Source organism: Roseateles sp. P5_E4 (assembly GCF_054049255.1).
The window spans coordinates 111229-133906 of sequence record NZ_JBFUMS010000003.1; the positions used below are offsets into that span (position 1 = coordinate 111229).

The 22678-nt window shown below is 68.3% G+C and carries 22 protein-coding genes; 6 read left to right on the plus strand and 16 right to left on the minus strand.

Annotation, left to right across the window (positions count from 1 at the left end):
- Positions 1–70: 70 nt before the first annotated feature.
- From ACXJLH_RS07550 to ACXJLH_RS07560, 3 genes are read left to right on the plus strand one after another with little or no spacing between them, the layout of a single operon-like run.
- Entirely contained in the window at positions 71–616 is a 546-nt protein-coding gene (locus tag ACXJLH_RS07550) for a PEP-CTERM sorting domain-containing protein (RefSeq protein ID WP_457392436.1), read from the plus strand.
- Positions 617–629: 13 nt separating this feature from the next.
- On the plus strand, positions 630–1376 hold the full coding sequence (gene serB, locus ACXJLH_RS07555; RefSeq protein ID WP_056197976.1) for a phosphoserine phosphatase SerB: 747 nt from the start codon (positions 630–632) through the stop codon (positions 1374–1376).
- Positions 1373–2107 (plus strand): substrate-binding periplasmic protein, encoded by a 735-nt coding sequence (locus ACXJLH_RS07560; protein WP_457323678.1) that lies wholly within the window; start codon positions 1373–1375, stop codon positions 2105–2107. The genes serB and ACXJLH_RS07560 overlap by 4 nt, the downstream gene beginning before the upstream one ends.
- Here the strand turns inward: ACXJLH_RS07560 and ACXJLH_RS07565 are convergent, their stop codons facing one another.
- From ACXJLH_RS07565 to ACXJLH_RS07580, 4 genes are all read right to left on the minus strand, one after another.
- Positions 2108–2938, minus strand: a complete 831-nt coding sequence (locus ACXJLH_RS07565) for a PEP-CTERM sorting domain-containing protein (protein ID WP_457443279.1) — start codon at positions 2936–2938, stop codon at positions 2108–2110.
- A 32-nt stretch (positions 2939–2970) separates the two neighbouring features.
- Complete coding sequence (locus ACXJLH_RS07570) at positions 2971–3711, minus strand: hypothetical protein (protein ID WP_457443281.1); 741 nt, start codon at positions 3709–3711, stop codon at positions 2971–2973.
- A 17-nt stretch (positions 3712–3728) separates the two neighbouring features.
- Positions 3729–5921 carry a pectate lyase family protein gene (locus ACXJLH_RS07575; protein WP_457443283.1) on the minus strand — a complete coding sequence of 731 codons (2193 nt, stop codon included), beginning with the start codon at positions 5919–5921 and terminating at the stop codon, positions 3729–3731.
- Between the two features lie 908 nt (positions 5922–6829).
- Positions 6830–7060 (minus strand): RNA-binding S4 domain-containing protein, encoded by a 231-nt coding sequence (locus ACXJLH_RS07580; protein WP_457322893.1) that lies wholly within the window; start codon positions 7058–7060, stop codon positions 6830–6832.
- A gap of 256 nt (positions 7061–7316) precedes the next feature.
- On the opposite strand from ACXJLH_RS07580, the gene ACXJLH_RS07585 reads away from it, so the two are divergent.
- The gene (locus ACXJLH_RS07585; protein WP_056197986.1) at positions 7317–8054 is read left to right on the plus strand and encodes a PEP-CTERM sorting domain-containing protein; all 738 of its coding nucleotides are present in this window, start codon (positions 7317–7319) and stop codon (positions 8052–8054) included.
- A 90-nt stretch (positions 8055–8144) separates the two neighbouring features.
- Here ACXJLH_RS07585 and ACXJLH_RS07590 read toward each other — a convergent pair whose 3' ends face one another.
- From ACXJLH_RS07590 to ACXJLH_RS07605, 4 genes are read right to left on the minus strand one after another with little or no spacing between them, the layout of a single operon-like run.
- Complete coding sequence (locus tag ACXJLH_RS07590) at positions 8145–9860, minus strand: thiamine pyrophosphate-binding protein (RefSeq protein WP_457443285.1); 1716 nt, start codon at positions 9858–9860, stop codon at positions 8145–8147.
- Positions 9861–9890: 30 nt separating this feature from the next.
- Positions 9891–10382, minus strand: a complete 492-nt coding sequence (locus tag ACXJLH_RS07595; RefSeq protein ID WP_457443287.1) for a hypothetical protein — start codon at positions 10380–10382, stop codon at positions 9891–9893.
- 41 nt (positions 10383–10423) lie between these two features.
- Positions 10424–10960, minus strand: coding sequence for an Lcl domain-containing protein (locus ACXJLH_RS07600; RefSeq protein ID WP_457443289.1), 537 nt, complete (start codon positions 10958–10960; stop codon positions 10424–10426).
- A 34-nt stretch (positions 10961–10994) separates the two neighbouring features.
- A complete protein-coding gene (locus ACXJLH_RS07605; RefSeq protein ID WP_457443291.1) occupies positions 10995–12320 on the minus strand; it encodes a hypothetical protein in 1326 nt (441 codons plus the stop codon).
- Between the two features lie 97 nt (positions 12321–12417).
- On the opposite strand from ACXJLH_RS07605, the gene ACXJLH_RS07610 reads away from it, so the two are divergent.
- A complete protein-coding gene (locus tag ACXJLH_RS07610; protein WP_457443293.1) occupies positions 12418–12990 on the plus strand; it encodes a YceI family protein in 573 nt (190 codons plus the stop codon).
- Between the two features lie 51 nt (positions 12991–13041).
- On the opposite strand, the gene ACXJLH_RS07615 is transcribed toward ACXJLH_RS07610, so the two are convergent.
- The 5 genes from ACXJLH_RS07615 to ACXJLH_RS07635 all read right to left on the minus strand — a co-directional run bounded on the left by ACXJLH_RS07615 (position 13042) and on the right by ACXJLH_RS07635 (position 17787).
- Complete coding sequence (locus ACXJLH_RS07615) at positions 13042–15219, minus strand: S46 family peptidase (RefSeq protein ID WP_457443295.1); 2178 nt, start codon at positions 15217–15219, stop codon at positions 13042–13044.
- Positions 15220–15338: 119 nt separating this feature from the next.
- Entirely contained in the window at positions 15339–15707 is a 369-nt protein-coding gene (locus ACXJLH_RS07620; protein ID WP_056198000.1) for a hypothetical protein, read from the minus strand.
- Between the two features lie 109 nt (positions 15708–15816).
- Positions 15817–16644 (minus strand): cupin domain-containing protein, encoded by an 828-nt coding sequence (locus ACXJLH_RS07625; RefSeq protein WP_056198002.1) that lies wholly within the window; start codon positions 16642–16644, stop codon positions 15817–15819.
- A gap of 12 nt (positions 16645–16656) precedes the next feature.
- Positions 16657–17370, minus strand: a complete 714-nt coding sequence (locus ACXJLH_RS07630) for a sigma-70 family RNA polymerase sigma factor (RefSeq protein ID WP_082532694.1) — start codon at positions 17368–17370, stop codon at positions 16657–16659.
- Positions 17371–17379: 9 nt separating this feature from the next.
- Positions 17380–17787: a cupin domain-containing protein gene (locus ACXJLH_RS07635; RefSeq protein WP_056198005.1), complete on the minus strand. Its 408-nt coding sequence runs from the start codon at positions 17785–17787 to the stop codon at positions 17380–17382.
- An 85-nt stretch (positions 17788–17872) separates the two neighbouring features.
- Between ACXJLH_RS07635 and ACXJLH_RS07640 the strand changes: the two genes are divergently transcribed.
- Entirely contained in the window at positions 17873–18358 is a 486-nt protein-coding gene (locus tag ACXJLH_RS07640; RefSeq protein WP_056198007.1) for an SRPBCC family protein, read from the plus strand.
- Positions 18359–18510: 152 nt separating this feature from the next.
- Here ACXJLH_RS07640 and dcd read toward each other — a convergent pair whose 3' ends face one another.
- The 3 genes from dcd to ACXJLH_RS07655 are packed head-to-tail and all read right to left on the minus strand — an operon-like array spanning position 18511 to position 22666.
- Positions 18511–19077 carry a dCTP deaminase gene (gene dcd / locus ACXJLH_RS07645; RefSeq protein WP_056198009.1) on the minus strand — a complete coding sequence of 189 codons (567 nt, stop codon included), beginning with the start codon at positions 19075–19077 and terminating at the stop codon, positions 18511–18513.
- A gap of 14 nt (positions 19078–19091) precedes the next feature.
- A complete protein-coding gene (locus tag ACXJLH_RS07650; protein WP_457443298.1) occupies positions 19092–20663 on the minus strand; it encodes an ABC transporter substrate-binding protein in 1572 nt (523 codons plus the stop codon).
- Positions 20660–22666: an amidohydrolase family protein gene (locus ACXJLH_RS07655; protein ID WP_056198018.1), complete on the minus strand. Its 2007-nt coding sequence runs from the start codon at positions 22664–22666 to the stop codon at positions 20660–20662. Before ACXJLH_RS07655 ends, ACXJLH_RS07650 begins: the two co-directional genes overlap by 4 nt.
- Positions 22667–22678: the final 12 nt, after the last annotated feature.

Below are 22678 nucleotides of genomic sequence, written 5' to 3' on the forward strand. Positions count from 1 at the left end.
CTCAAGCTAGGGGCTGCCTGCGCCCGCGTCCCTGCCTAGACTGCGCCACCCTGCCGACCGGAGCATCGCGATGAAGAAGCTGGCTTTTGTTGCTGCAGTCCTGCTGCCCACCCTGGCCAGCGCCGCCGGCCTGGAGGGCACGACGGTGGACCTGCGCTATGACTTCGACAACGGCACAACCGTCTTTCACACCCAGGACAGCGTCCTTGTCGGCGCCGGCACCGAGCTGAGCTGCCCGGGCGCCGCCCAGGTCTGCCAGGTGCTGACGTCGCCGACCCAGACCCTGGATTTCGGCGACAGCAGCGTCCGCTATGACTACACCGGCCCGGGCAGCGGCTTCGACAACATTGCCGTCAACCACTTCCGCTTCGAAACCCTGTTCGGCAGTGGCACCGCCATCACCGGCGTACAGCTGACGAGCAATGGCATCGCCGGCCTGGACGCGTCACGGCTGAGCTTCACCGCTCACAGCGTGCAGATCGACATGCGCGGCCTGCCACTGGCGAGCCAGGCCTTCTTCCAGCTCGACCTGCAGACGGCGCCCGTGCCCGAGCCGGCCAGCGCCGCGCTGCTGTTGGGCGGTCTCGCGCTTTTGCTTGCCCGGCGCCGCGCATGAGCGCATCGGGATAATGCGGCCCATTGATGGCCTGCCCTATCCTGACTCCGTGACCTCCCCCGCTTCTGACGGCCTCGTCCTGCGCGACGGCCCCGCGCTGCCGCCGCTGTCCCATTTCAAGCTTGCCGCCTTCGACATGGATTCGACGCTGATCAGCATCGAGTGCATCGACGAGATCGCCGCACTGGCCGGCAAGGGCTCCGAAGTCGCCGCCATCACCGAAGCGGCGATGCGGGGCGAGATCACCGACTTCAAGGACAGCCTGCGCCGCCGCCTGGCCCTGCTCGCGGGCGTGCCGGCGACCGTGCTGGACCGCGTGCTGGCCGAGCGGCTGACGTTCAACCCCGGTGCGCGCGAGCTGTGCGCGGCGTTGAAGGCGGCCGGGCTCAAGCTCGTGCTCGTCTCCGGCGGCTTCACCTTCTTCACCCGCTTCGTCGCAGCCGAGCTGGGCATGGACTTCGTGCGCAGCAACGAGCTGGAAATCGTCGATGGTGCCCTCACCGGCCGCGTCGTCATGCAGGACTGGGGCGACATCTGCGACGGCGAGCAAAAGCGCCTGATGCTGCTGCAGAGCTGCGAGTCAGTTGGCTGCCGGCCCGACCAATCAATAGCCGTTGGCGACGGCGCCAACGACCTGCCCATGATGGGCGCGGCAGGCCTGTCGGTGGCCTATCACGCCAAGCCCAAGGTGCGCGAGCAGGCACGCATTGCCATCAACACAGGCGGCCTGGAGCGGCTGCTGGAGCTGCTCAGACCGTGAGGCGGCTGGCGGCGCTGCTGCTGGCCACCGTGCTCGCGGGCACGGCGACGGGGCAGCCGCTGCCTTCACCACCCCCGCTGCGATTCGTTGCGGCCACCAACAACGCCCTGCCCATCGCCGAGTTCGACGCTAACGGGCGCCTGGTCGGCGGCATGGTCAAGGATCTGGGCGAGCTGATTGCAGCCGGCCTGGACCGCCCGGTCAGTTTTGTGCCGATGGCGGGCAAGCGCGTCAGCGCCGCGCTGCTGGCCGGCGAGGCCGACGCCGTCTGCTTCGTGCTGCCGGAATGGCTGCAGGGCGACTTCCGCTGGACGCGCGGCCTCATTCCCGATGCCAGCCTCGTCGCAGCCCATGCCGACGCCCCGGCGCTCAAGACGCTGGAGCAGGTCGCCGGCCAGCCCCTGGGCACGGTGCAGGGCTACAGCTATCCGCGGGCAGAGCAGGCGCTGGGCAAATGGTTCAGGCGCAGCGACGTGCCCAGCATGGCGGCCAACCTGCGGCGGCTGGCCGCGGGCAAGGTGCGGTATGCGCTCGTGGAGAAAACCTCGCTGCAGTTCTTCCTGCACGAGCAGCCGAACGCGCCGGTGCGCATCGCCTGGGTCATCAATCAGTTCGACGCGCGCTGCGCCTTCTCGCCGCGCTCGGGTGTGCCCTTCGCCGAGCTGGCCTCAGTGCTGGACCGCCTCGTCAGCGACGGCAGCGTGGAGCGGGTGCTCGCACGCTACCGCTGATCAGCCCCGCAGGCGCCGGCGCGCCACGTCACCCATGACGGCCAGGCCGGCCAGCATCAACGCGTAGCTCTCGGGTTCGGGCACGGCCGTGACGGCCAGCACGTCGGCGACGATGGGCGTCGAGTTGGACCCGGCGACGGTCGTCCAGTTGGCGTTCACGGCCAGGGCTGACTTCAATTGCGCCATCGAGCTGAAAGGCGCGTCGTTGGTCGTGACCTGCGCCGTGAACTGCGTGTAGCGCGTCGCCGTCGCGGCGTCGACCTTGTACTCGCGCAGTTGGATGCCGGAAAGGCCGGTCGCGGCAGTGGGATTGTCGGACGAGGTGTAGGTGCCGCGGTTGGAAAGTGCGCCCAGGAAGGTGATGGCCGAGGCCTGGTAGTTCGTCGCATAGGACGCGGCCTGGAAGGCGTAGAGGATGTCGCCGCCGCTGGAGATGTTTGACGCGCCGCCGTTCAGGTTGACGACCAAGCCGTTGGCAGTGCCGCCGGCCGCGCCGGACTTGGCCGCGTACTGGCCGTTGACGCCCGTGCCCAGCAGCGCCACCGACGTACCTGCATTCACCTTGGCGCTGGCCGTCCAGGACCAGAAGGTCTCTGCCGTCGTCGAGAACACACCGGCGGCCGGCGTCGTCTGCAGCACGTTGGTGTCGGTGAAGTAGATCGTCGTGCCCGCGGCGATGTCGACGAAGCTGACGAAGGACCAGCCGCCGACCGTCGTGTTGCCGTTCACGCCGGTGAAGGCGAATTGGGTGTTGGTCAGCGAAGTGCTCGCAGCCTGGACGGTGCCGATGGAAGCGGCGGCCAGGGCGATCAGGGTCAGGGACTTGTTCATGGATGGTCTCCGTTGTGTTGTCGTGGTTGGAATCAGCGGGCGCGCCGGCGTCCGACGGCCAGGGTCAGCAAACCGCCCAGGGCCAGCAGGGCCGAGCCCGGCTCGGGCACGGGGGCGGCGGCGAGCACGAGGTTGTCGAGCGACACGCCGTAGTAGCTGTCGCGGTTGGTCAGCGAGAAGCCGGCGATGTCGGCCGCCCCGCCCGTGCGTGCGAAGGCATAGCGGCCATCGCTGCGGCCGCTCAGGTCAACGGCCTGGATGAGGCTGCCGTCGCTGCGATACAGGCTCAGCGTGATCGCGCCGCCGTCGGCATCGCGCAGCTGCAAGCCCAGGGCCGACACGGGCGAGGCGAAGCGGGCCGAGATCGCGCCGAAGCCGTCGGCCGCGCCGGCCTGCGGGCCGACGCCGAACAGGGCCAGGCCGTCGGCGTCACCATAGTTGTAGGCGCCGAGGTTGGCGCCGGCTGCGCCGGCCAGCAGCGTCAGGCCCACGCTGGGCGCGCCGATGCTGAGGTCGTCGAACCAGTCCTGCGCCACTGCGCCCGGCCGCGGCGCCTTGGTCACGGCCAGCTCCTGGCCGGCGAAACGCTCGCCGAACTGCATGCCGCCACTGCTCAGCAGGCCATCGATGGCAGCGCCATCGGTCAGCTCGGAGAAGGTGACGGCGGCACCGCCGAGCAAGGCATAGGCCACCTCGTTCGTCGCACCGGCCTGGGCCGCGCCCACGGCGAGGCCGAGCAGCAGCGCGGCCAGGGGTTGAAGTCGGAATCGCATGTTGTGGTCTCCTTTTTTCAGCGGCCGCCGCCGACGATGCTGACGTTGTCGAAATCGGCCGTGACGACCGCGCTGTTGCTGCCCGATGAGAGGGCCAGGCCGACGTAGAGGCTGGCGGCCGTCACGTTGACGTTGGTCTTCTCGGCCCAGGTCACGCCGTCGGTGGACGCGGCGGAATACAGCGCATTGCCGCGCCGCTGCACGCGCACCCAGACGGGCGGCGTGGACGCTGCAAAGCCGGCCAGGTTGGACTTGTTGTTGCCGTTGATGGCGGCACGGATCTCGCCGGTCGTCGAGTAGCGCGCCGTCCAGGCATAGACGGGGCTGCCCGTGATGCCGTCCGCCGCGACGACGCCGGCACGCGCCGAGTCGGCGTTGCCGCCCTGCGTCACGACGCGGGCCGTGAAGGTGAAGTCCCCTGTCAGCGCCGTGTACTTGAAGTTGAAGGTGTAGGGGCTGCCGGTGTTGATGGCACCGGCGCCGGACAGCGTGTAGGTGCCGGTGGCCTGCACATAGGCGGCAGCGGGCACGATGGCGGTGACCAGCGGGCTCATGGCCTGCTCGCCGCTGCCCGTGCTGCAAGGCAGCGTCACGGTGCAGGCCGTGCCTGGAATCAAGGGCGGCGGATTGGGCGACGGACTGGGCGCGGGTGTCGGGGCTGGCGCCGGCGTGGGCGATGGGCTGGGTGCGGGGCTTGGCGTCGGGCTGGGCGTCGGGGATGGGCTGGGCGCCGGCGAACCGGGCAGCGGCGCGGGCACGGGGCCCTGTGCGGCGAACAGGCCCACGCGGCCGGCACCGGCCGCYGCCTGCACGGCACCGCGCGCGGCGTCGGCCGTGCGCAGCGTGTAGGCATACGGCGGCACCCAGTTTTGCGCCACCGGCACGCCCTCGCAGCCCTGTAGCTCGATGTCGACAACGGCGGTCATCGGCTTGCCCAGGTCGTCCTTGTCGCTGATGAAGCGATGACCGCTGCTGCGCATCGAGATCGCGTCCTTGCCGCCGGCCAGCTTGCCGCAGACCTCCTTGGGCTTGAGGCCGGTGAACTCGTAGAAGTTGTTCTCGTTGATGACGTCGGACTGGTAGCGCGCGTCCAGGCCCGAGCCGAACTTCATGTCGTTGTCGCTCGTCGTCGTGCTGCCGGTGACGAGGTTGTTGTACATGTGCAGCTGGCCAAAACGCACCAGCGGCAGGCGGCTGTAGGCGTAGTTCCACCAGTTGCCGGTCAGCGTCACGTGCAGGYGGCCGGCATCGCTCCAGGCGCGGCCGGAGTCGCCGTTGCCGATCAGGCTGTTCTTGTGGTGCTTGCTGAAGACGCTGTTGGAAATGGTCACGTAGTCGCTGCCACGCACCACGTCCAGCGCGCCGTCGTGGCGCGTGTCGCTCGCCAGCGAGTCGGGCGTGTCGCCGTCGCTGATGGTCACGTGGTCGAGCCAGATCTGCTGGCCGCGCGTGACGGTCAGGCCGTCCATGTAGGCGTTGTCGCTGTCCTCGGGGTTGACGTCCCAGGGCGTGTCGATGGCCAGGTTGCGCAGGATGATGTTGCGCGTCCAGGTCGGGTAGGCCTCCGGGTCCTTGCCCGCCGCGACCCAGGTCTTGAAATCGGCCTCGGGGTCGCCGCCGGGCGCCAGTGCGGCCTCGATGCCGATCAGCAGTTGCGTGCCGGTGATGCGCGCCGGGCGGCCGTTGCTGTCGTTGATACCGACCAACGTCGTGTTGGACGGGATGGAGAAGGAGCCGCCGTTCTTCTGGTCCAGGAAGCCCGTGTATTCCTCGAACACCGTGTTGCCATCGCGCCAGCGGAAATCGATGTGGCCGACGATGCGGATGATCTTGGGCTCGTTCTTCGCCTCGCGCAGAGCCGCCAGCAGCTGCTCCTTGTTGAACACCGTATAGACGCGGTTCGCCGCGGCCGAAGAGCCGCCGGTGACCAGCACCCTGCCCTTGCGCGACCGGTTGTGCCAGCCGGTGTCGGGTGCCGTCTCGCGCTCGAAGGTCAGCTGGCCGCCGGTCGGGTCGACGGTGGCGAACTGCCAGGCCGGCAGCTTGGGCGCCGCGCGATAGTTGCTCGGGTTGTGCAGGCCGCTGATGGTGACCGGCGCCGCGTAGCTGCGCGTGCCGACGTCGAAGAGCAGCGGCGCGGTCGTGTCGGTCAGGTTGACGGCGTCGATGACCGGCGCGGGCGGCGGCGGTACCGGGCGCGGGTCACGCACCGCCAGGGCCTTGGCGGTTGCCGTCTCAGTGCTGGCTGCCGGTGCATCAAGGCGGCTAGCCGAGGCCTGCTCGCTCGCCTGCGGCGAGGCGATGCTCGCGGGGTTCTCCTGGCCTCCCCCGCAGGCCAACAGGCCAAGCGAGATGGACGAGGCCAGCAGGCCCAGCTTGGGCCGAGTCCACCGAATCAGGGGACTAGCGCCCCCCGCCGAGTCGAGAAAGGGGGCTGGGGTAGGCGCGGCTTGCAGCACAGGCTGGGAGCCTGGGCTAGAGCCGCAACACCGCCCTGCCCCCTTTCCCGGCTCGGCCCGAAGGGTGAGCGGCAAAACGGCCGCACTCGTCGTTGAAACTGCTCGCCAGGTGTCCAACCTGGCTCCGCGTTTCGCCTCGATTGCGGCCGTTTTGCCGCTCACGGGGGGCACTAGCCCCCTGATTCGGTGGACTGGGGTCATGGCATGTCTCCTGGCGCGCTCGTACAGCGCGCGCTTTGTCTTTGTTGGGCATGCCGCCCCCTGGGCTCGAGCGTTCGCAAGGAAGCAGGCGCAGGCCCGCCTGGCACCGACCCGTCAGGGGTCAGGCGCGCAGCGCTTCAGCAATGGCAGGGGACGGGGGATCGGCGGCAGGCCGAGATGGCGCTTCGGCCCTCGCGGCACCGGCTCGCTTGGGCGTCAAACAGGGGAGCGGGCACAGCAGGCGCCTCGCACTGCGTCGGCTGACGAAACCCCGGCCACCCGGCGGTGACCGGTCTGCGGTTTCGGCTCAGCGAACAGTTGGAACAGTGTTTCGTTTTTGGGATTGACGGTCAACGCCGGGCAATCCCTGAGGGCATTTGTTCAGGGGGCGAGGCGAACCCGCAGGCAGCGTTGTCGGCCGCTCGCACGATGAACGCCTCACCGTCATGACGGCCGAGTCAATCGCCGCTCGGCCCCTGGATCACCCTGACCTGCTGGCCGCCAAACTCAACGAGCTGGCCGGCGCGCATCTTGGCCGTCTTGCGCAACTCGACTTGGCCGTCCACCCTGACCTCACCGGCCGTGATCAGCGCGCGCGCCCGGCCGCCGCTGTCGGCCAGGCCGGTGGCTTTGAGCAATTTGTCGAGTTCGATGAACTCGCCGCGCAGTGGGAGGTCGATGGCAGGCATGCCGGGATTGTCGTCGCCGCGCTCCCGCGCGCGCTGCTCGACGTGGCCGTATGCTGGCCCGCGCAAGGTCATCATTTATTCCCACCCCCCTAGAATATCTATGTCGAAAACATTGACAGTCATTTCATTCGGACACACCCGTGAATAGGAATTAGTGTGTACCAACAATGACTTAGGTAACTTGGCACGGGTGGTGCTAGCGGAGGTTGTCTGGCGGTTTTTTCCGCATCTTCAGCAACCCTCAAGGGAGTTCTCGATGACCAAGTTCCTTACCTCCGTGGCACTTGCCGCAGGCCTGATGGCCGCTGGCAGCGCCAACGCCTACCTCGTCTTCACCGGCGTCGACAACAACGGCAATGCCAGCGCACAAGTCGCTCCCACGAATTCGAGCGCTGCTGAAACCAGCTTCAAGAGCAACCTCGTCGGCGTTGGCACGGAAAACTTCGAAACCCGTGCTGGCGGCGCGCCGCTGGCCCTGGACTTCGGCGCTGCCGGCACCGCCACGCTGAACGGCGCTGGCTCTGTCGCCACCAACACCGCCGGCAACACCAACGGCGCTGGCCGCTACTCTGTCCCCGGTGGCACCCGCTACTGGGAAGTGTCTGCCGGTGGCGGCAGCCCCTTCCAAGTCGACTTCACCAATTCCCTGGCAGCCTTCGGCTTCTACGGCATTGACCTGGGCGACTTCGGCGGCACCCTGACGCTGGAACTCTCCAAGGGCGGCGTCGTGGTCGGCTCGCAAGTCGTCACCACCGCAGCGCAGAACGTCGCTGACGGCAGCGTCCTGTACTTCGGCCTGATCGCCTCCAACGCCTCTGAAGAATTCGACCGGATTCGCTTCCTGTCGACCGTCGGCTCCGGCGACATCTTCGCCTTCGACAGCTTCACGATCGGCACCAAGGAACAAGTGCGTCAGCTGCCCGAGCCGGCCAGCCTGGCACTCGTCGCCGGTTCGCTGCTGGGCCTGGGCCTGGTGCGCCGTCGCCGCGCCTGATAGAGCATCAGCTCACGCCAAAACGGCGGCCTTCGGGCCGCCGTTTTTTCTTGGGTCGCGCCGTTTTGCACCGCCGCGTGCAATGTCAGCTCAAGCGTGACCGACCTTCAGCGCCGCTTCGCGGATCGCGGTCAGCGTCGTGCGCGAGGTGCTGACGTCGGACGACAGCCGCAGGTGGATCAGCGCCGGCCGGCCCGCCGCTATTGCCGCATCCAATGCCGGGCCGACCTGCTCCGTGCTCTCGGCCTTGAAGGCCACGAAGCCGAAGGCCTCGGCGAGTTGGGCGAAGTCGGGGTTGAAGAGGTCACTGCCCGACACGCGGCCCGGGTACTCGCGCTCCTGGTGCATGCGGATGGTGCCGTAGGTGCCGTTGTCCACGACCACGACGAGCAGCTTCTTGGCGCCATAGCCGGTGGCCGTGGCCAGTTCCTGGCCCGTCATCAGGAAGTCGCCGTCGCCGGCGATGTTGACGACCCAGCGGTCCTGCTGCAGCAATGAGGCAGCGACCGCGGCGGGCACGCCATAGCCCATGGCGCCCGAGGTCGGTGCCAGCTGGCTGCGGCCCTCGCGGTGCAGCGCCGTGTAGCGATGGAAGCGGTGCAGCCAGCCGCTGTAGTTGCCGGCGCCGTTGGTGAAGATGGTGCCCTCGGGCAGCTTGGCGTCGATGAGGCGGATGACCTCGGCCATGTCCAGCGGCGCCACCGGCACGGGCACGAGGTTGGCCTCGTAGTCGGCATGGGCCGACTCAGCCCATGCGCGCCAGGGAATGTTGGCGGGCGGCGTCAGCGCGGCCAGGGCCGGGGCGGCCGCGCTCATGCTCGCGTTGATGAGCAGCTCGGCCGTGTAGACGCGGCCCAACTCCTCGGCACCGGCGTGGATGTGGATGAGCGCTTGAGCGGGCCTTGGCGCCTGCAGCAGCGTGTAGCCGCCGGTCGTCATCTCGCCCAGGCGCGGGCCGATGGCGAGGATGAGGTCGGCCTCCTTCACGCGCGCGGCCAGCCGGGCATTGATGCCGATGCCCACGTCGCCGGCGTACAGCGGATGGCGGTTGTCGAACAGGTCCTGAAAGCGGAATGCGCAGCCCACCGGCAAGCCCCACGCCTCGGCAAAGGCCTGCAGCGCGGCGGTGGACTCAGGCGTCCAGCCGCCGCCGCCGGCGATAACGAAAGGCTTCCTGGCCGCTGCCAGGCGCTCGCACAGCTCGGCCAGGGCGGCCGGCGTCGGCGCCGCTTCGGCGGGACGCACGGGCGGCAGCACGGGCGCCGTGATGGGTTTGGTCAGCATGTCCTCGGGCAACACCAGCACAACCGGGCCGGGCCGGCCCTGCATGGCGGTGTGAAAGGCACGTGCCACGTACTCGGGCAGGCGCTCGGCGTCGTGCACCTCGCCCACCCACTTCGCCATGCCCAGCGTGCCGGGGCCGAACATCTGGCGGTAGTCCACCTCCTGGAAGGCCTCGCGGTCGCGCTGATCGCTGGCGACCTGGCCGATGAAGAGGATCATCGGCGTCGAATCCTGGAAGGCCGTGTGCAGGCCGATGCTGGCGTTCGTGGCGCCCGGGCCCCGGGTCACGAAACAGATGCCGGGCCGCCCGGTCAGTTTGCCCTGCGCCTCGGCCATGAAGGCCGCGCCGCCTTCCTGGCGGCAGGCGATGAAGCGGATCTTGTCGGCGTACTCGTGGAAGCCATCGAGCACGGCGAGGTAGGACTCGCCAGGAACGCCGAAGGCCGTGTCGACGCCCTGGGCAATCAGCGCCTCGACCAGCTTGTGGCCGGCCAGACGGGGGGTGGTAGCTTGTCTAGTCATGTTGGGACTTTAGCTGGCGGCTGCTCCACTTCAGCGGTTCCCGTTGACTGCCCGTTCTATGGCCCGCTCCCTCAGCGTGTCGTCACGCGTCAGGTCCAACGCCTTGTGAAGCGACGACGGTCCGCTGCTGGATTCGGCCGGCTTGCTGACCGGCGTGGCCGGCAGCACGTTGACGGGCGCTGCTGTCACGGCCAGCTCCTGGTGGCCGGGCGGGCACTCGACATTCGTATACGAAACCTGCTGGCCTTTGACACATTTGCGCAAGCCTGCCGGCCGGGACCTGGCCGACGTGGAGGTAGCGGCATCGGCCGCCGGGCGGGCGGCGACCAACGGCTCGCCGAGGCTCGGTGCCGATGTGCTTGACGCGCGCGCTGCCCCCAGCCATGCCTGCAGCTGTTCCTGCTTCTGCCAGACCAGGCCGAGTGCGGCAAGAAGAATCGTCGCAATCGCAAGGCTACGCAGTGACATGGCAGAACCGGGAAAACGTGGTGGCGACCACTTTACCGGCGAGGCGAACGTCACATCGGGCACGTCCTACCTGAGTTCCCCGCTGAAGGAGCCCGTCAGGGCGCCAGCGTGCGCACGAGACGCACCAGCTGCTTCTCGCGCTTGGGACTGCTGCGCACCGCGCCGCCAGGCTGCTCCACCACCCAACCCGTCTGAGGGGACAGCCGGTCGACCTGCCGCTCGGTCGTACCGCGCTGCACGTTGGCGTAGCTGTAGGTGTTCACGGCTTCGCTCTCGATGCGCGCGGTGCTGGTCCAGTACCAGCCACTGGGCGCATCGGGCATGAGCACGGCGGCTTGCTGCTTGCCGCCGATGTGTTCGGGCAGGCGCTTGAACTCCTGCGCGCGGGGCACGCGCCAGAGCCGGCCTTCGGCCTCGCTGCGCGTGCGGGCCGACACCAGCGCCTCGGCATGGGTGAAGAGCTTGATCTCGCCGTCGCAGCGCCGACCATCCCAGTGCCTGCCCTCCACACAGCGTGACCAGGCCAGCCCGGTGGCAGCGTCGATCAGCTCTTGGCCATCGGCACTGGGCGTGAGCTTGGGAGCGGCGTCCTCCGCCATCACGGCGCAAGGCATGGCCAGAGCAAGAGCCAAGGCGGCAATCACGCAGGTTCGCATACGGTCTCCATCATCGTCCGGCCGCCTGCACCAGCGCGGCGGCCTCGGTCGGGCTCACGGCCCCCTCGCCCGCCAGCTCGACGACAACGAGATAGCCCGCCAGGTCATTGCGCGGGCTGGCGGCCGCATAGGTCTGCGCCAGCGTCAGCTGCCGGCTGGCAAGAAGGCGGCCAGTGGCGGGGTCCCAGTCTTCGTTGGAGATCATGCAGCCCTGCTGCGGCGTACCGGGAAAGTAGCTCGTGCCGGCGTAGTAGGCCGGATTGAGGGTCGTGCCGTGGATGAGCAGCTCGTCGCGCCCGGCGCGGCCGGCCAGCCAGGCTTCCTTGATGCCGGAATAGGCCCGCCAACTCGGCGGCAGGAAGCTCTCGTAGGCGGCCTCGCTCCATTCGATGGAGGAGTCAGCATGCTCGAACTCGGCCACCGTCGCCTCGATGGGCAGCTTGCTGTGCAGATAGGGTGTCGGGCCGATGTTGGGATTGGTGGCCGTGCCGGCGCCAACGAGGGTGAAGAGACCTTGCGGCGTGTTGCCATTCGTGATGGTGCCGGGCAGGCCGCTGCGCGAGAGCGCGAGCTGGGGCTGGGCGAAGAGCCGGCCGCTCGCATCACGCACGAAGCGGCCATCGGCAGCGCGCACCAGCACGAGGCCCATGTCGGCACGGCCACGGCGTTGCAGGCTGTAGATGACGGGCAGGCCCGGGCGCAGCGGCGCGGCGAGCAGGTCGGCCAGCGGCGGCTGGGCCATGCGCACCGGGGCCACGTCGTCCATCAACGCCACCAGGCGCGGGTCGTCGCGCCACTGCGGGAACTGGCGCGGCACGAGGTCGCGGATGAATTCCGCGTAGCCGGGGTTCATCGCTTTCAGCGTGTAGGCCGCGATGGCAAAAGGCTTGCTCGCCGTGAGCTGGGTCAGCAGCGGCTGCAACGCGGCCTGCACTGCAGCTTCGTTCGGGGCCGCGTACAGAGCACGCGCCGCGGTCAGCAGCGCACGCTGGTAGTCCACGTCCCGGCTGGCCAGAGTCGGCAGGGCCTGCAGCAGCAGCGGCCGGGCGGCGTCGATCTCCAGGTTGTACTGCGCCACCAGGTCAAACAGCTTGGGCAGCGCCGCGTCGCGCTCGGGGCCGGGCGGCAGGGCGATGCGGGCACGGATGTCGGCCAGGGCCGCCTCGCGCTGAGCACGTTCGCCCGCCGTCGACATGGCGGGCCAGCTGAAATCGGCCGGGCGCAGCGCCAGCAGTTCGGCGGCGCTGTAGCGCTTCTCGGTGGTTGGCTGGGGCTTCAGGGGTGCACAGGCAGCAAGGGCGAGCGCGAGCAGGGTGAGGAGGAGACGGGCGATCATGGGGCAGGGAAATTTGCGGGCTGCTGTCGAAATCGCGCGGCCCGCTTCGTCATAGTGTCAGGCAAGCGCCTTTCATCACCCTTCACAGGAGATTCCCATGAACCGACTGACTCTGCTCCCCGTCTTGTTCGCCGCCACGCTAGCCCAGGCCGCACCCGCCACCTATGTCGTCGACCCGGCCCACACCTACCCCAGCTTCGAGGCCGACCACATGGGTATGTCCTTCTGGCGCGGCAAGCTGACGAAGAACTCGGGCAGCATCGTCTACGACAAGGCCAATGGCAGCGGCAGCGTCGACGTGCAGATGGACCTGGCCAGCATCGACTTCGGTCTGGAAGCCATGAACGGCTGGGCCAAGGGCAAGGATTTCTTCAACCTGGAGAAGAGCCCGGCCAGCGCCAGCTTCAAGGGCCGCTTCGAGGGCGCGACAGGCGGCGTGCCGACCCGGCTCGTTGGCGAGCTGACGTTGAACGGCAAGACCAAGCCGATGACGCTGGCCATCCACCAGCTCAAGTGCATGCCCCACCCGATGTTCAAGCGGGACTGGTGTGGTGCCGACGCCTCGGGCTCGTTCAACCGCGAAGACTTCGGCCTCACCGCGGGCAAGGACTGGGGCTTCAAGATGGATGTGAACCTGCGCATCCAGGTCGAGGCGGTGGCCAAGGAATAAGCCAAAGAAAAACCGGCCCCTGGAGGCCAGGTTTGCATTGGACGCGCTGGCTTACTTCACACCCATCTCGTCCAGCAGTCTCGTCGTCTTGTCGACCGTGCTCATCTGCCACAGCATGTAGCGCGCGTCCAGCGAGATGCTGCGGACCATCTTGGGGTCGAAGCTCCAGTCCGAGATCACCGCGTCCAGCGTGCCGTCGAACAACAGGCCCACCAGTTCGGCGTTCTTGTTCAGCACCGGGCTACCGGAGTTGCCACCGGTCGTGTCCAGCGTGGACAGGAAGTTCACGGGCACCGAGTCCAGGCCCTTCACGTAGTACTTGCCGAAGTTGCGCGCCTTGATGGCGGCAAGCTGCTCGGCGGGCGCATTGAACTCGCCGCCGGCCTCGTCGGGCCCCTTGTGCTTGGCGACGATGCCGCGCAGCGTCGTGAACGGCGTCCAGGTGCTGCCGTCTGTGCCGGGGTTACGGCCCTCGACCTTGCCGTAGCTGATGCGCAGCGTGCTGTTGGCATCGGCGTAGACGGCTTCGCCGCGGCTGGCGTGGTAGTCGATCATGGCCTGCTGCACGCCGGCGTAGGCCTTCTGCAGCTTGCCGCCGAGTTCCTTGTCGCGGTTTTCGAGGCGGCGATCATCGTCGTACAGCGCGACGGCGGCCTTGATGAAGGCGTCGTCGCTGGCCTTGAAGGCCGCCACGTCCTTGTCCAGCCAGGCCATGCGCACGGCGGTGTCGGAGAGCTTGCTGCCCGCGTAGAGCTTGTCCAGCTGGGCACGGATGCTGGCTTCGTCCTGACCAGTCTTGAGGCCGTATGCATCCACCCAGGCCGGGTTCAGCGTGTTGGCCGGCTGGGCCAGGTACTGGGCCAGGAAGTGCGAGGCCAGGCGCTTGTCGGTCTGCTCGTCGTAGCGGCGGTCCAGCGTCTGCTGGGCGGCGCGCAGGCGCGGCAGGTCGCGCTCCTGGTAGCCGGACTTGCGCTCGGCATCAGGCTTGGCGCGCTCCTGCGCCACGAGGTAGAGCTGGCGGGCCGAAGTCAGCAGGGCGGGCGTCATGAAATTGGCCAGCAGCTCGGCGCGCGTGATGGCCTCGCGCTCGGCCAGCAGGCTTTGCGCCGCGGCGACATCGGCGCCATAGCGGGCCTTGCGCTCCGGCGAACCGTTGACCCAGGCCCTGAGCTTGTCGAACTCGGCCTTCTTGCGGGCCAGGATGTCGCTGCCGTCGTAGCTCTGCTGCTGGCCCTGCAGGTTCTTGTAGTAGTTCTGCAGGCCTTGCATGCGCGCGGCCATCTTGATCTCGCCGTCACGGCGTCCGGCGGTCTCGGCCTTGATCAGGTCGATGGCCTCGCCCATCACGCGAGCCTGCGTCGGCTGCTGCCAGCCGAAGGCGAAGTCGACCTCGGTGGGCAGGCGGTGGCGGTCGGTGCGGCCCGGGTAGCCGGCCACCATGACGAAGTCGCCGGCGTTCAGGGGGCTGCTCGCCATCTTCAGGTGATGCTTGGGCAGATAGGGCTTGTTGTCCTTGCTGAACTCGGCCGGCTTGCCGTCCGGGCCGACATAGGCGCGGTAGAAGCTGTAGTCGCCGGTGTGGCGCGGCCAGACCCAGTTGTCGGCGTCACCGCCGAACAGGCCCACGCCGGTGGCCGGCGCGTGCACGAGGCGCACGTCACGGATCTCAAGCTGCTTGATCAGCTGGTACTGCAKGCCGCCGAAGAAGGCGTAGACGTTGCAGCGGTGGCCCTTGTCGGCCTCACAGGCGGCCACGAGGCTCTTCTCGGTCGCCTCGATGGCGTCGGTGCGGGCCTTGCCGGTCAGGGCGCGGGTCTTGTCGTTGAGGATCTCGGCGCTGACATCCTTCAGGTCCACGGTCACCCACATGCGGCTGCCGGGCGCGGCGGGCAGTTCATCGGCCAGCGTGGCGGCGTAGAAGCCGTTCTTCAGCAGGTCGCGGTCGGGCTTGGAGTTGTACTGGATGCTGCCGTAGGCGCAGTGGTGGTTGGTCACCGCCAGGCCCTGGGGCGACACGAAGCTGGCCGTGCAACCACCCAGCGACACCACGGCGCCCATCGGGAAGTCGGTCAGATCCTTGAGCTTGGCCGGGTCCATGGCCAAACCGCCAGCCTTCAGGCTCTTGGCGATCTGCGGCAGTTGCTTGGGCATCCACATGCCTTCGTCGGCATGGGCGGTGGCTGCGGCCAGGGCCGCAAGGGCCAGCAGCGAAAGGGAGTGACGTGTCATGGAGCGGTTCGGCAAAAAGACGAAACCGCGAGGGTAACTCGGGGGCGGCAAATCCCCGGGGTGAGGAAAGGCAGGCTTCGGCTTGCGGGAAGCCCCGCGATCAGGGGACGGTCAGCCCCTCAATGCGTCATACCGATCCATTCGCCGGCGGATTGATAAGCCTCGAACAGGTCCAACGCCAGCTCGCGCAGGCCGGGGTGGTCGCTGGCGTGGCCGTCGGCCAAGCGCTCGTAGGCGTACTGGCGGTCGTAGAGCATGCGCGTCGGGTTGATGGCCAGGCCGGCATCGTTCATCAGCTGGCCAAAGCGCAGCAGGTCGCGGCTGTTGACCGGACCGCTGGTGGCGCCCGCCACCGTCAGGCCGAGAGCGCGGATGTCGCCGAGATTGACGCCCTGCGCGATCTTCAGGCCGCTCCAGGCATGACCCGGGTCGCCCAGGCCGCGGGGTTCGTCGGCGGGGATGGGGATCAGGTGCAGCGGGATGAGCATGACGGGCCTCGGACAGCTTGGCTGTGATGGCTGCCATCGTGCCGGGGCCTCGGCAAAACAAAGACCGGATAAAGCCCGAAAAGACCGGGCTTGTCCGCGCTGATGCCGCTCAAGTGAACTGCAGGTCGAGATCGCCGTGCGCGTAGATGATGACGCCCGTGTCAGTCTCGGTGATGCGGTGGCCGGTGCCCGCGGGGGCCAGTTGGTAGTCGCCTTGCTGCAGCAGGACGTCATCGAGGAAGAGCTCGCCCTGCACCATCAGGCATTCCTCGTCATGGCCGTGGCTGTGCACGGGCACGCTGGCGCCGGGGTCGGCACGGTAGAGCAGCGCGGCCTGGCCGCCGCCCGCCCACAGCACGCGCCGGCGGATGCCGGGCGCGAACTCGGGCCAGCCGGCCTCGGCGTCGCGCACCAGCGTGCGCTCGCTGGCGTGGCCCTCGGCCTCGCGCACGAAGACATGGGCGCCATCGCGGGTGGCGAGCTGCGGCGTATTGCCGGCGGGCAGCAGCAGGAAGTCGCGCAGCCCCAGAAGCTCGCCATCCACATCGACGCTGCCGCGCACGACGAGGAATTCGCGTGCGCCGGCAGCGGCCAGGTCCAGGCGGGCGCCGGGCTGCAGCTCGATGACGCGGGCCGCACGCGGTTCGCCCGGGCGCAACGCCTGGCCCTCGGGGGCACGGTAGAGCCAGCGTTGATGGACGCCGTCGGCCAGCGCCTCGGGCTCGGTGCGGCGACGGCGCACGGTGACCATGCCGCGCTCGGCGTCGAGCGATTGCTGCAGGCGGCCGCTCAGGCGTTCACCGAGGCGGCCGGGCGACGCGGGGGCCGCCCAGGCGCTTGCAAAGGGTTCACTGAGCAACGGCGTCATGTCGTCACCCGCATCGGATTCGGGGCTGGATTCGGGGGCGGATTTGGAGGTAGGGGGCAGCGTCGTCATGGCGTCCTCCCTTCAGGCCGGCAGCGCATGCGCGCCAGTGTCGCCCAAGGCCTCGCGCAGTGTGATCAAGGCGCGGCGGATCTGGGATTTGACGGTGCCCAGCGGCAGGCTGGTCTGGCTGGCGATCTCTTCATGCGACAGGCCATTGAAGAAGGCCAGCGCGACGAGCTGGCGCGGCTGGGGCTTGAGCAGCAGCAGGGCGCGATGCAGTTCGGCATGGCCCTGGGCCACGGACAGCAGCTCGTCGCCGGACTCGGCCGCGGGCGCCGACAACGGCACGCTCTCTTCGTCGAGCTCCTCATGCTGGAAGCGAGCCTCGCGGCGGATCGCGTCGATGGCGCGCGAGCGGGCCATGCCCAGCAGCCAGGTCAACGGCCGACCGCGCTCGGGGTCAAAACGCGGCGCCTGGCGCCAGACCTGGAAAAACACCTCCTCGGCCACTTCTTCAGCCAGCTGGCTGCGGCGTACCAGCCGCAGCACCAGACCGTAGACGCGCGACAGCGTCGCTTCATACAGGGCCAGCAACGCGCGCTCGTCGTGGTCGACGATGCCCTCGATCCAGGCGGCAAGCTGGGCATCGTCCAGCGACGGGCAGCCGGGCTTGGCGGCAGCCGCCTCGATGGCACCGCCCTCTTCCATATCGGCGTCCGGCAGCTCGACGTCGTCGAACAGCAGCGCCGCATTGGGTGGCTCGTCGACAGCTTCGGTGGGGTGTGGCAGGGTCATGTGATGTCCTCAAACCAACAGTTGGTCCGCATGCGGCTCGGCGCCGCGCAGAAAGATGGTGGCACCCGTCTCGGTGCTGATGCTGGCGTGCAGGCTGCCCGCGCGGGCCAGGTGGTAGCCCCCGGGGCCAACCTCGATCTGGCTGCCGACCTTGAGCGTGCCTTCCAGCACCAGGCATTCCTCATCCACCGGGTGGCGGTGGGCCTCGAGCCGGGCGCCGGGCGCCAAGCGCAGCAGATAGCTCAGAATGCCCTCGTTCTCATGCAAGACCTTGATCTGCACGCCGTCGCCGAAAGGCTGCCAGCCGGCCGCACCCGCGGGCACGGTCAGGTGGCTGTCGTCGGTGTCGGCCACGCGCTCCAGCAGGCGCCGGCGGATGGCGCGGGCCTGGGCGGGGGTGGCGATGGTCGAGGTCATGTAAGGCTGATACGCAGCGGTAAGAATTCCGGATGCAGCGTAAACCTAGGCATCTACCCTGGGTAGCCTGGCGTATCCCCTTTGCATGCCTCAAGTCGCCTTTTTTGACCTTGTCAGCCACTGGCGCCTGGATGCGCCGGTCCCCCGCGTCTGGCAGGCCATCACCCAGACCGAACACTGGCCGCTGTGGTGGCCAGGGGTCGTCGCCGTGAAACGCCTCGTCGACGGCGACGCCCAGGGCGTGGGCCGCCAGCAGCAGCTCACCTTCCGCACCGGCCTGGGCTACCGGCTGCACCTGGTGCTGGAGGTGACGGAAGTGCTGCGCGAAGAGCGCCTGCGCGCCCGGGCGGGCGGCACGCTGGCAGGGGAAGGCATCTGGCTGATGAAGCAAGCCCTGCCGGAGGCGGGCGGGCATACCGACGTCACCTTCGTCTGGCGCGTCACGCTGCCGCCAGGCATCCTGCGCTGGCTGGCGCCGGTGCTGGCGCCCTTGTTTCGCTGGAATCACAAGCGGGTGATGCGGGCGGGTCGGATCGGGTTGGTCCAATATCTGGCGGTGATAGGTGGGTGAGCCTTTGCGGGCCGAGTGCCGGGCCGCTCCCAAGCCGGCCCGCCTTGGCGATGTGCTTGTGGCTCAATGCCGCAAGCATCGCCGTCCCCTTGGGGGACCGGCTGGGTTCGCCCGCGTTCAGCGGCGCGAGACCGGACGAGGGGCTGTCAAGTTCATGCCTTGGGCAGCGTCACTCCCACCTGCCCCTGGTACTTGCCGCCGCGATCCTTGTAGCTGACCTCGCAGACCTCGTCGCTCTCGAAGAACAGTACCTGGGCGCAGCCTTCGCCCGCGTAGATCTTGGCCGGCAGCGGTGTGGTGTTGCTGAACTCCAGCGTCACATAGCCTTCCCACTCGGGCTCGAAGGGCGTCACGTTGACGATGATGCCGCAGCGGGCATAGGTGCTCTTGCCCAGGCAGACGGTCAGCACATTGCGCGGGATGCGGAAGTACTCCATCGTGCGCGCCAGCGCGAAGCTGTTGGGCGGGATGATGCAGACGTCCTTGTTGATGTCGACGAAGCTGTTCTCGTCGAAGTTCTTCGGGTCCACCACCGTGCTGTGGATGTTGGTGAAGACCTTGAATTCGGGCGCGCAGCGGATGTCGTAACCGTAGCTCGATGTGCCGTAGCTGATGATCTTGCGGCCGTCCTGCTCGCGCACCTGACCGGGCTCGAAGGGCTCGATCATGCCGTGCTCCTGGCACATGCGGCGGATCCATTTGTCGCTCTTGATACTCATCTCGTTTTCCTTGTTTAGCGCGGCGTCACGCCGTCGAAATACATGCCGCCATCCAGATCCAGGATGAAGCCTTTGACCGCTGCGCGCTCGGGCACGGCCAGGCGCCCGTGGGCGATGGGTGTCCAGGGCAGCTCCGTCATCGCGATGCGCTGGGCCTTGGCGTAGATGGCCTTGCGGTCTTCCTGCTTCAACGCTTGCCTGGCTTCGGCCAGCAGCTTGTCGTAGGCCGGGTTGCACCAGAAGCTGCCGCTGGCGGAGCCGCAGGCGAGCTGGCCGGCCGTGTTGGCGGGTTCGGGGTCGCCGTTCCAGCCGCTGAGCGCGGCGTCATGCTCGCCGGCATCGATGCGGCGCAGGTATTCGCCCCACTCATAGGTGACGATGCGCGCGTTGACGCCGACCTTGGCCCAGTCCGACTGGATCATCTGCGCCATGCGCTGGCCGTTGGGGTTGTAGGGGCGCACCACCGGCATGGCCCACAGCGTGATGTCCAGTGGCAGCACGCCGGCCTTCTGCAACATGGCACGGGCCTTGGCCGGGTCGTGGGGCACGGGCTTGAGCGTGGCGTCATGGGCCCAGTTGGCGGCCGGGATGACGCTGCTGGCCAGCACGCCGGCGTCGCCGTAGACGGTGCGGACGATGGCCGCCTTGTCGATGGCCATGTCCAGGGCCTGGCGCACCTCGACCTTGGACAGGGCCGGGCGCTTGGTGTTGTAGGCCAGGATGCCGATATTCATGCCGGCCGCTGTCGCCAGTTTGATGTTGGGGTCCTTCTTCAACTCGTCCAGCTCGGCCGGGCCGACCGGGTAGGCGATGTCGCATTCGTCGCGCTTGAGGCGCTGGGCGCGCACGCTGGCATCGGTCGTGATCGCGAAGACGAGCTGGTCGGCGCGCGGCCTCTCGTCCTTGCGCCACCACGTCTGGTGCTTCACGTAGCGGATGACACTGTCGGCGCGAAAGCTCTTGAACTGGAAGGGGCCGGTGCCGACGGGCATCTGCGTGATGCGCTGCGGCGTGCCGGCCTTGAGCAGCTGGGCACCCAGCTCGGCCGACTGGATCATCGTGAAGGCGAAGCTCAGCGCCGATAGGAAGGAGGCGTCACGCTCGGCCAGCGTGATGCGCACCTGGTGGTCGCCCAGCTTCTCAACCTTGGTGACGAGCTTCTCCCAGCCGAAGGACATCACATAGGGCGACACGCTGGGCAGGGCCTTCGCAAACGCGCTGTCACGGCTCAACAGGCGGCCGAAGGTGAAGATGACGTCGTCGGCATTGAACTCGCGCGTCGGCTTGAAGCCTTCGACGGTATGCCAGGTCACGCCTCGGCGCAGCTCGAAGGTGTAGGCCAGGCCATCGGGGCTGATGCTCCAGCTCGTTGCCAGGCCAGGAATCAATTGATCCGTGCCGCGCTTGACCTCGATGAGGTTGCTGAAGATGGGCATGTGGGCGACATGGTCGATGCCGCTGTCGGTCATCGCCGGGTCGAAGGTCTTGGGGCTGCCGGCGGCGCAGAAGCGCAGCGTCGTGTCGGCCTGGGCGATCAGCGGCAGGGCCAGCAGCAGTGCGGCCAATCGCTTCAATTCCGGCTTCACTTGATGATCTCCGCCGAGGGCACGAAGGGCAGGATGCCCATGGATTGGTAGAGGGCCGAGGGCGGCAGCGCTTGCTCGCCCTTGATGACCAGCGCAATGCGCCGGATGGCGCGGATGTCGGCCACCGGGTCGCCGTCGATCAGCACGAGGTCGGCGCGCTTGCCGCGCTCGATGCTGCCAATCTCGCTCAGGCGGTCGCTGTATCTGGCGCCGTTCCAGGTCGCGATCTTCAGCGCCTGCGCGGCGGGGATGCCGGCCTGCACGTAGAGCTCCAGCTCGCGCTGCAGCGCAAAGCCGGGCGTTGCGTCCGTACCCGCCACCAGCGGGATGCCGGCTGCATGCATGCGGCGCAGCAAGTCCATCATGACCTTCCAGCTCGCGCCCCAGCGCCGGGCCTTGGTGTCGTCCATGTCGACTTCGGCCGACAGATAGCTGCGCTGCAGCACAGCCGGCCAGTTCGCGGACACCATTGCATAACTGGGATTGGGCTGACCCTGGCGCTGCGTGTACTGGGCCTCGAAGGCCGTCATCGTCGCATCGACGACCGTGCCCTTCTTCTTCAGCAGGGCCAGGAAGTCCTGCGTGCGGCGGTCATTGAGCTTGAGGTCGGCCGCTTTGTCGCCGGGCAGGTTGAAACGCAGCAGGGTGCGCGTGTCGTCGCCCTTGCTGACCAGGAAGTTCAGCGTGACCTGGTTGATGTGGTGCAGCTCGTCATAGCCCGCCTCGACCGCCTGGCGCGCCGTCATGAAGGCCGGCACATGGCCCCCGGTGCGCAGGCCCAGCTCGCGCGCATGCGCCACCATGGGCTTGACCCACTCGGGGCGGATGGAGTTGTAGAGCTTGAGCTGGCGGTAGCCGTGGGCGGCGTACCAATCAATGGCGGCCAGGGCCTCGTCCAGGTTGTCGGCCACGAAGTCGGACTGCGAAGAGAACGGGCTCTTGCCCTCGATGAAACCATTGGCCGCGATGCGTGGGCCGAGCACCTCGCCGCGCTCGATGCGGCCTTTCAGTTCGGCCAGGTCGGCATTGCTGTTGCCGACATCGCGCACGGCCGTCACGCCCGCGGCCAGGTTCAGCAGCAGCGCGCTGGCGTCCAGGTGGGCATGCATGTCGATGAAGCCCGGCAGCAGCGTGCGGCCCTTGCCGCTGATGCGCTGGGCAGGCTCGGCGTTCTTCAGGCTGCCGGGCTTGGCTATTGCCGCGATGCGCCCCTCGAGCAGGTAGACATCGGACGGCCCGCGCAGCACAGCGGCCTGCGAGTCGAACCAACGCACGCCTTCGATGACGGTCAAGCCGGGCAGCGGCTTGGGCAGGGTCTTGGCCAGGCGCTCCAGCCGCGCCAGTTGCGCAGCCTTCTGCACGTCGGACAGCCGGTCCATCTCGGCCTCGAAGCCCTGCAGCAGCGTGCCGCCCCAGCCCGGCGAGACCTGGGCGAACAGCGCCTGGTTGTCCTCGCGCAGCCAGAGGTAGCTGGGATCGAGATCCAGGCCGTCGATGGCGTACAGGCCAACCTCGAAGCTGGCACCGGCCGGCTTGAGCGTCTGCACGCGCTCGATGCTGATCTGGCCCACCGGCAACGCGGCCGCGCGGTGGTCGGAGCGCTGCAGCAGGGTGCGCGCCAGGCGGCCGGCCCAGGCCGGGCTGGCCTGCACGGGCAGATAGACGAGATCGCGGCCCACGCCGGGCTTGTCGCCGCGGTCCACGGGCGAGCGCCAGCTGGCACGGCCGTCCTTGAGCTCGAAGCTTTCGTCGATGCGCGCGCCGTAGGTTGAGACGCCCTCGGTGCGGTAGGCCGCCCAAGTGCCGTCTGCGGCCAGTTCCAGCACCTCCTTCTGGTCGGGCCCGCGGCCGTTGTTGCGGTAGCTGTAGTCGGTCTCGAGGCGGGTGGCCGTTTCGGTGACCTTGAGGTGACCGCAGGCGGTCTTGGCACACACCACGGTGTAGGTCTGGGCCTGGACAGCGCCGGCAACACACAGCGCGAACAGCAAGGGCAGCAGCTTCATGAGGCGGTTTCT

Coding starts and splice junctions, on each gene's coding strand:
- ACXJLH_RS07565 (WP_457443279.1), bottom strand. CDS start 2,938: ATGAACAAGTCCCTGACCCTGATCGCCCTGGCCGCCGCTTCCATCGGC.
- ACXJLH_RS07620 (WP_056198000.1), bottom strand. CDS start 15,707: ATGCTCATCCCGCTGCACCTGATCCCCATCCCCGCCGACGAACCCCGC.
- ACXJLH_RS07630 (WP_082532694.1), bottom strand. CDS start 17,370: ATGACCCTGCCACACCCCACCGAAGCTGTCGACGAGCCACCCAATGCG.
- ACXJLH_RS07590 (WP_457443285.1), bottom strand. CDS start 9,860: ATGACTAGACAAGCTACCACCCCCCGTCTGGCCGGCCACAAGCTGGTC.
- ACXJLH_RS07610 (WP_457443293.1), top strand. CDS start 12,418: ATGAACCGACTGACTCTGCTCCCCGTCTTGTTCGCCGCCACGCTAGCC.
- ACXJLH_RS07585 (WP_056197986.1), top strand. CDS start 7,317: ATGACCAAGTTCCTTACCTCCGTGGCACTTGCCGCAGGCCTGATGGCC.
- ACXJLH_RS07625 (WP_056198002.1), bottom strand. CDS start 16,644: ATGACGACGCTGCCCCCTACCTCCAAATCCGCCCCCGAATCCAGCCCC.
- serB (WP_056197976.1), top strand. CDS start 630: ATGCGGCCCATTGATGGCCTGCCCTATCCTGACTCCGTGACCTCCCCC.
- ACXJLH_RS07655 (WP_056198018.1), bottom strand. CDS start 22,666: ATGAAGCTGCTGCCCTTGCTGTTCGCGCTGTGTGTTGCCGGCGCTGTC.
- ACXJLH_RS07640 (WP_056198007.1), top strand. CDS start 17,873: ATGCCTCAAGTCGCCTTTTTTGACCTTGTCAGCCACTGGCGCCTGGAT.
- dcd (WP_056198009.1), bottom strand. CDS start 19,077: ATGAGTATCAAGAGCGACAAATGGATCCGCCGCATGTGCCAGGAGCAC.
- ACXJLH_RS07605 (WP_457443291.1), bottom strand. CDS start 12,320: ATGATCGCCCGTCTCCTCCTCACCCTGCTCGCGCTCGCCCTTGCTGCC.
- ACXJLH_RS07570 (WP_457443281.1), bottom strand. CDS start 3,711: ATGCGATTCCGACTTCAACCCCTGGCCGCGCTGCTGCTCGGCCTCGCC.
- ACXJLH_RS07550 (WP_457392436.1), top strand. CDS start 71: ATGAAGAAGCTGGCTTTTGTTGCTGCAGTCCTGCTGCCCACCCTGGCC.
- ACXJLH_RS07635 (WP_056198005.1), bottom strand. CDS start 17,787: ATGACCTCGACCATCGCCACCCCCGCCCAGGCCCGCGCCATCCGCCGG.
- ACXJLH_RS07580 (WP_457322893.1), bottom strand. CDS start 7,060: ATGCCTGCCATCGACCTCCCACTGCGCGGCGAGTTCATCGAACTCGAC.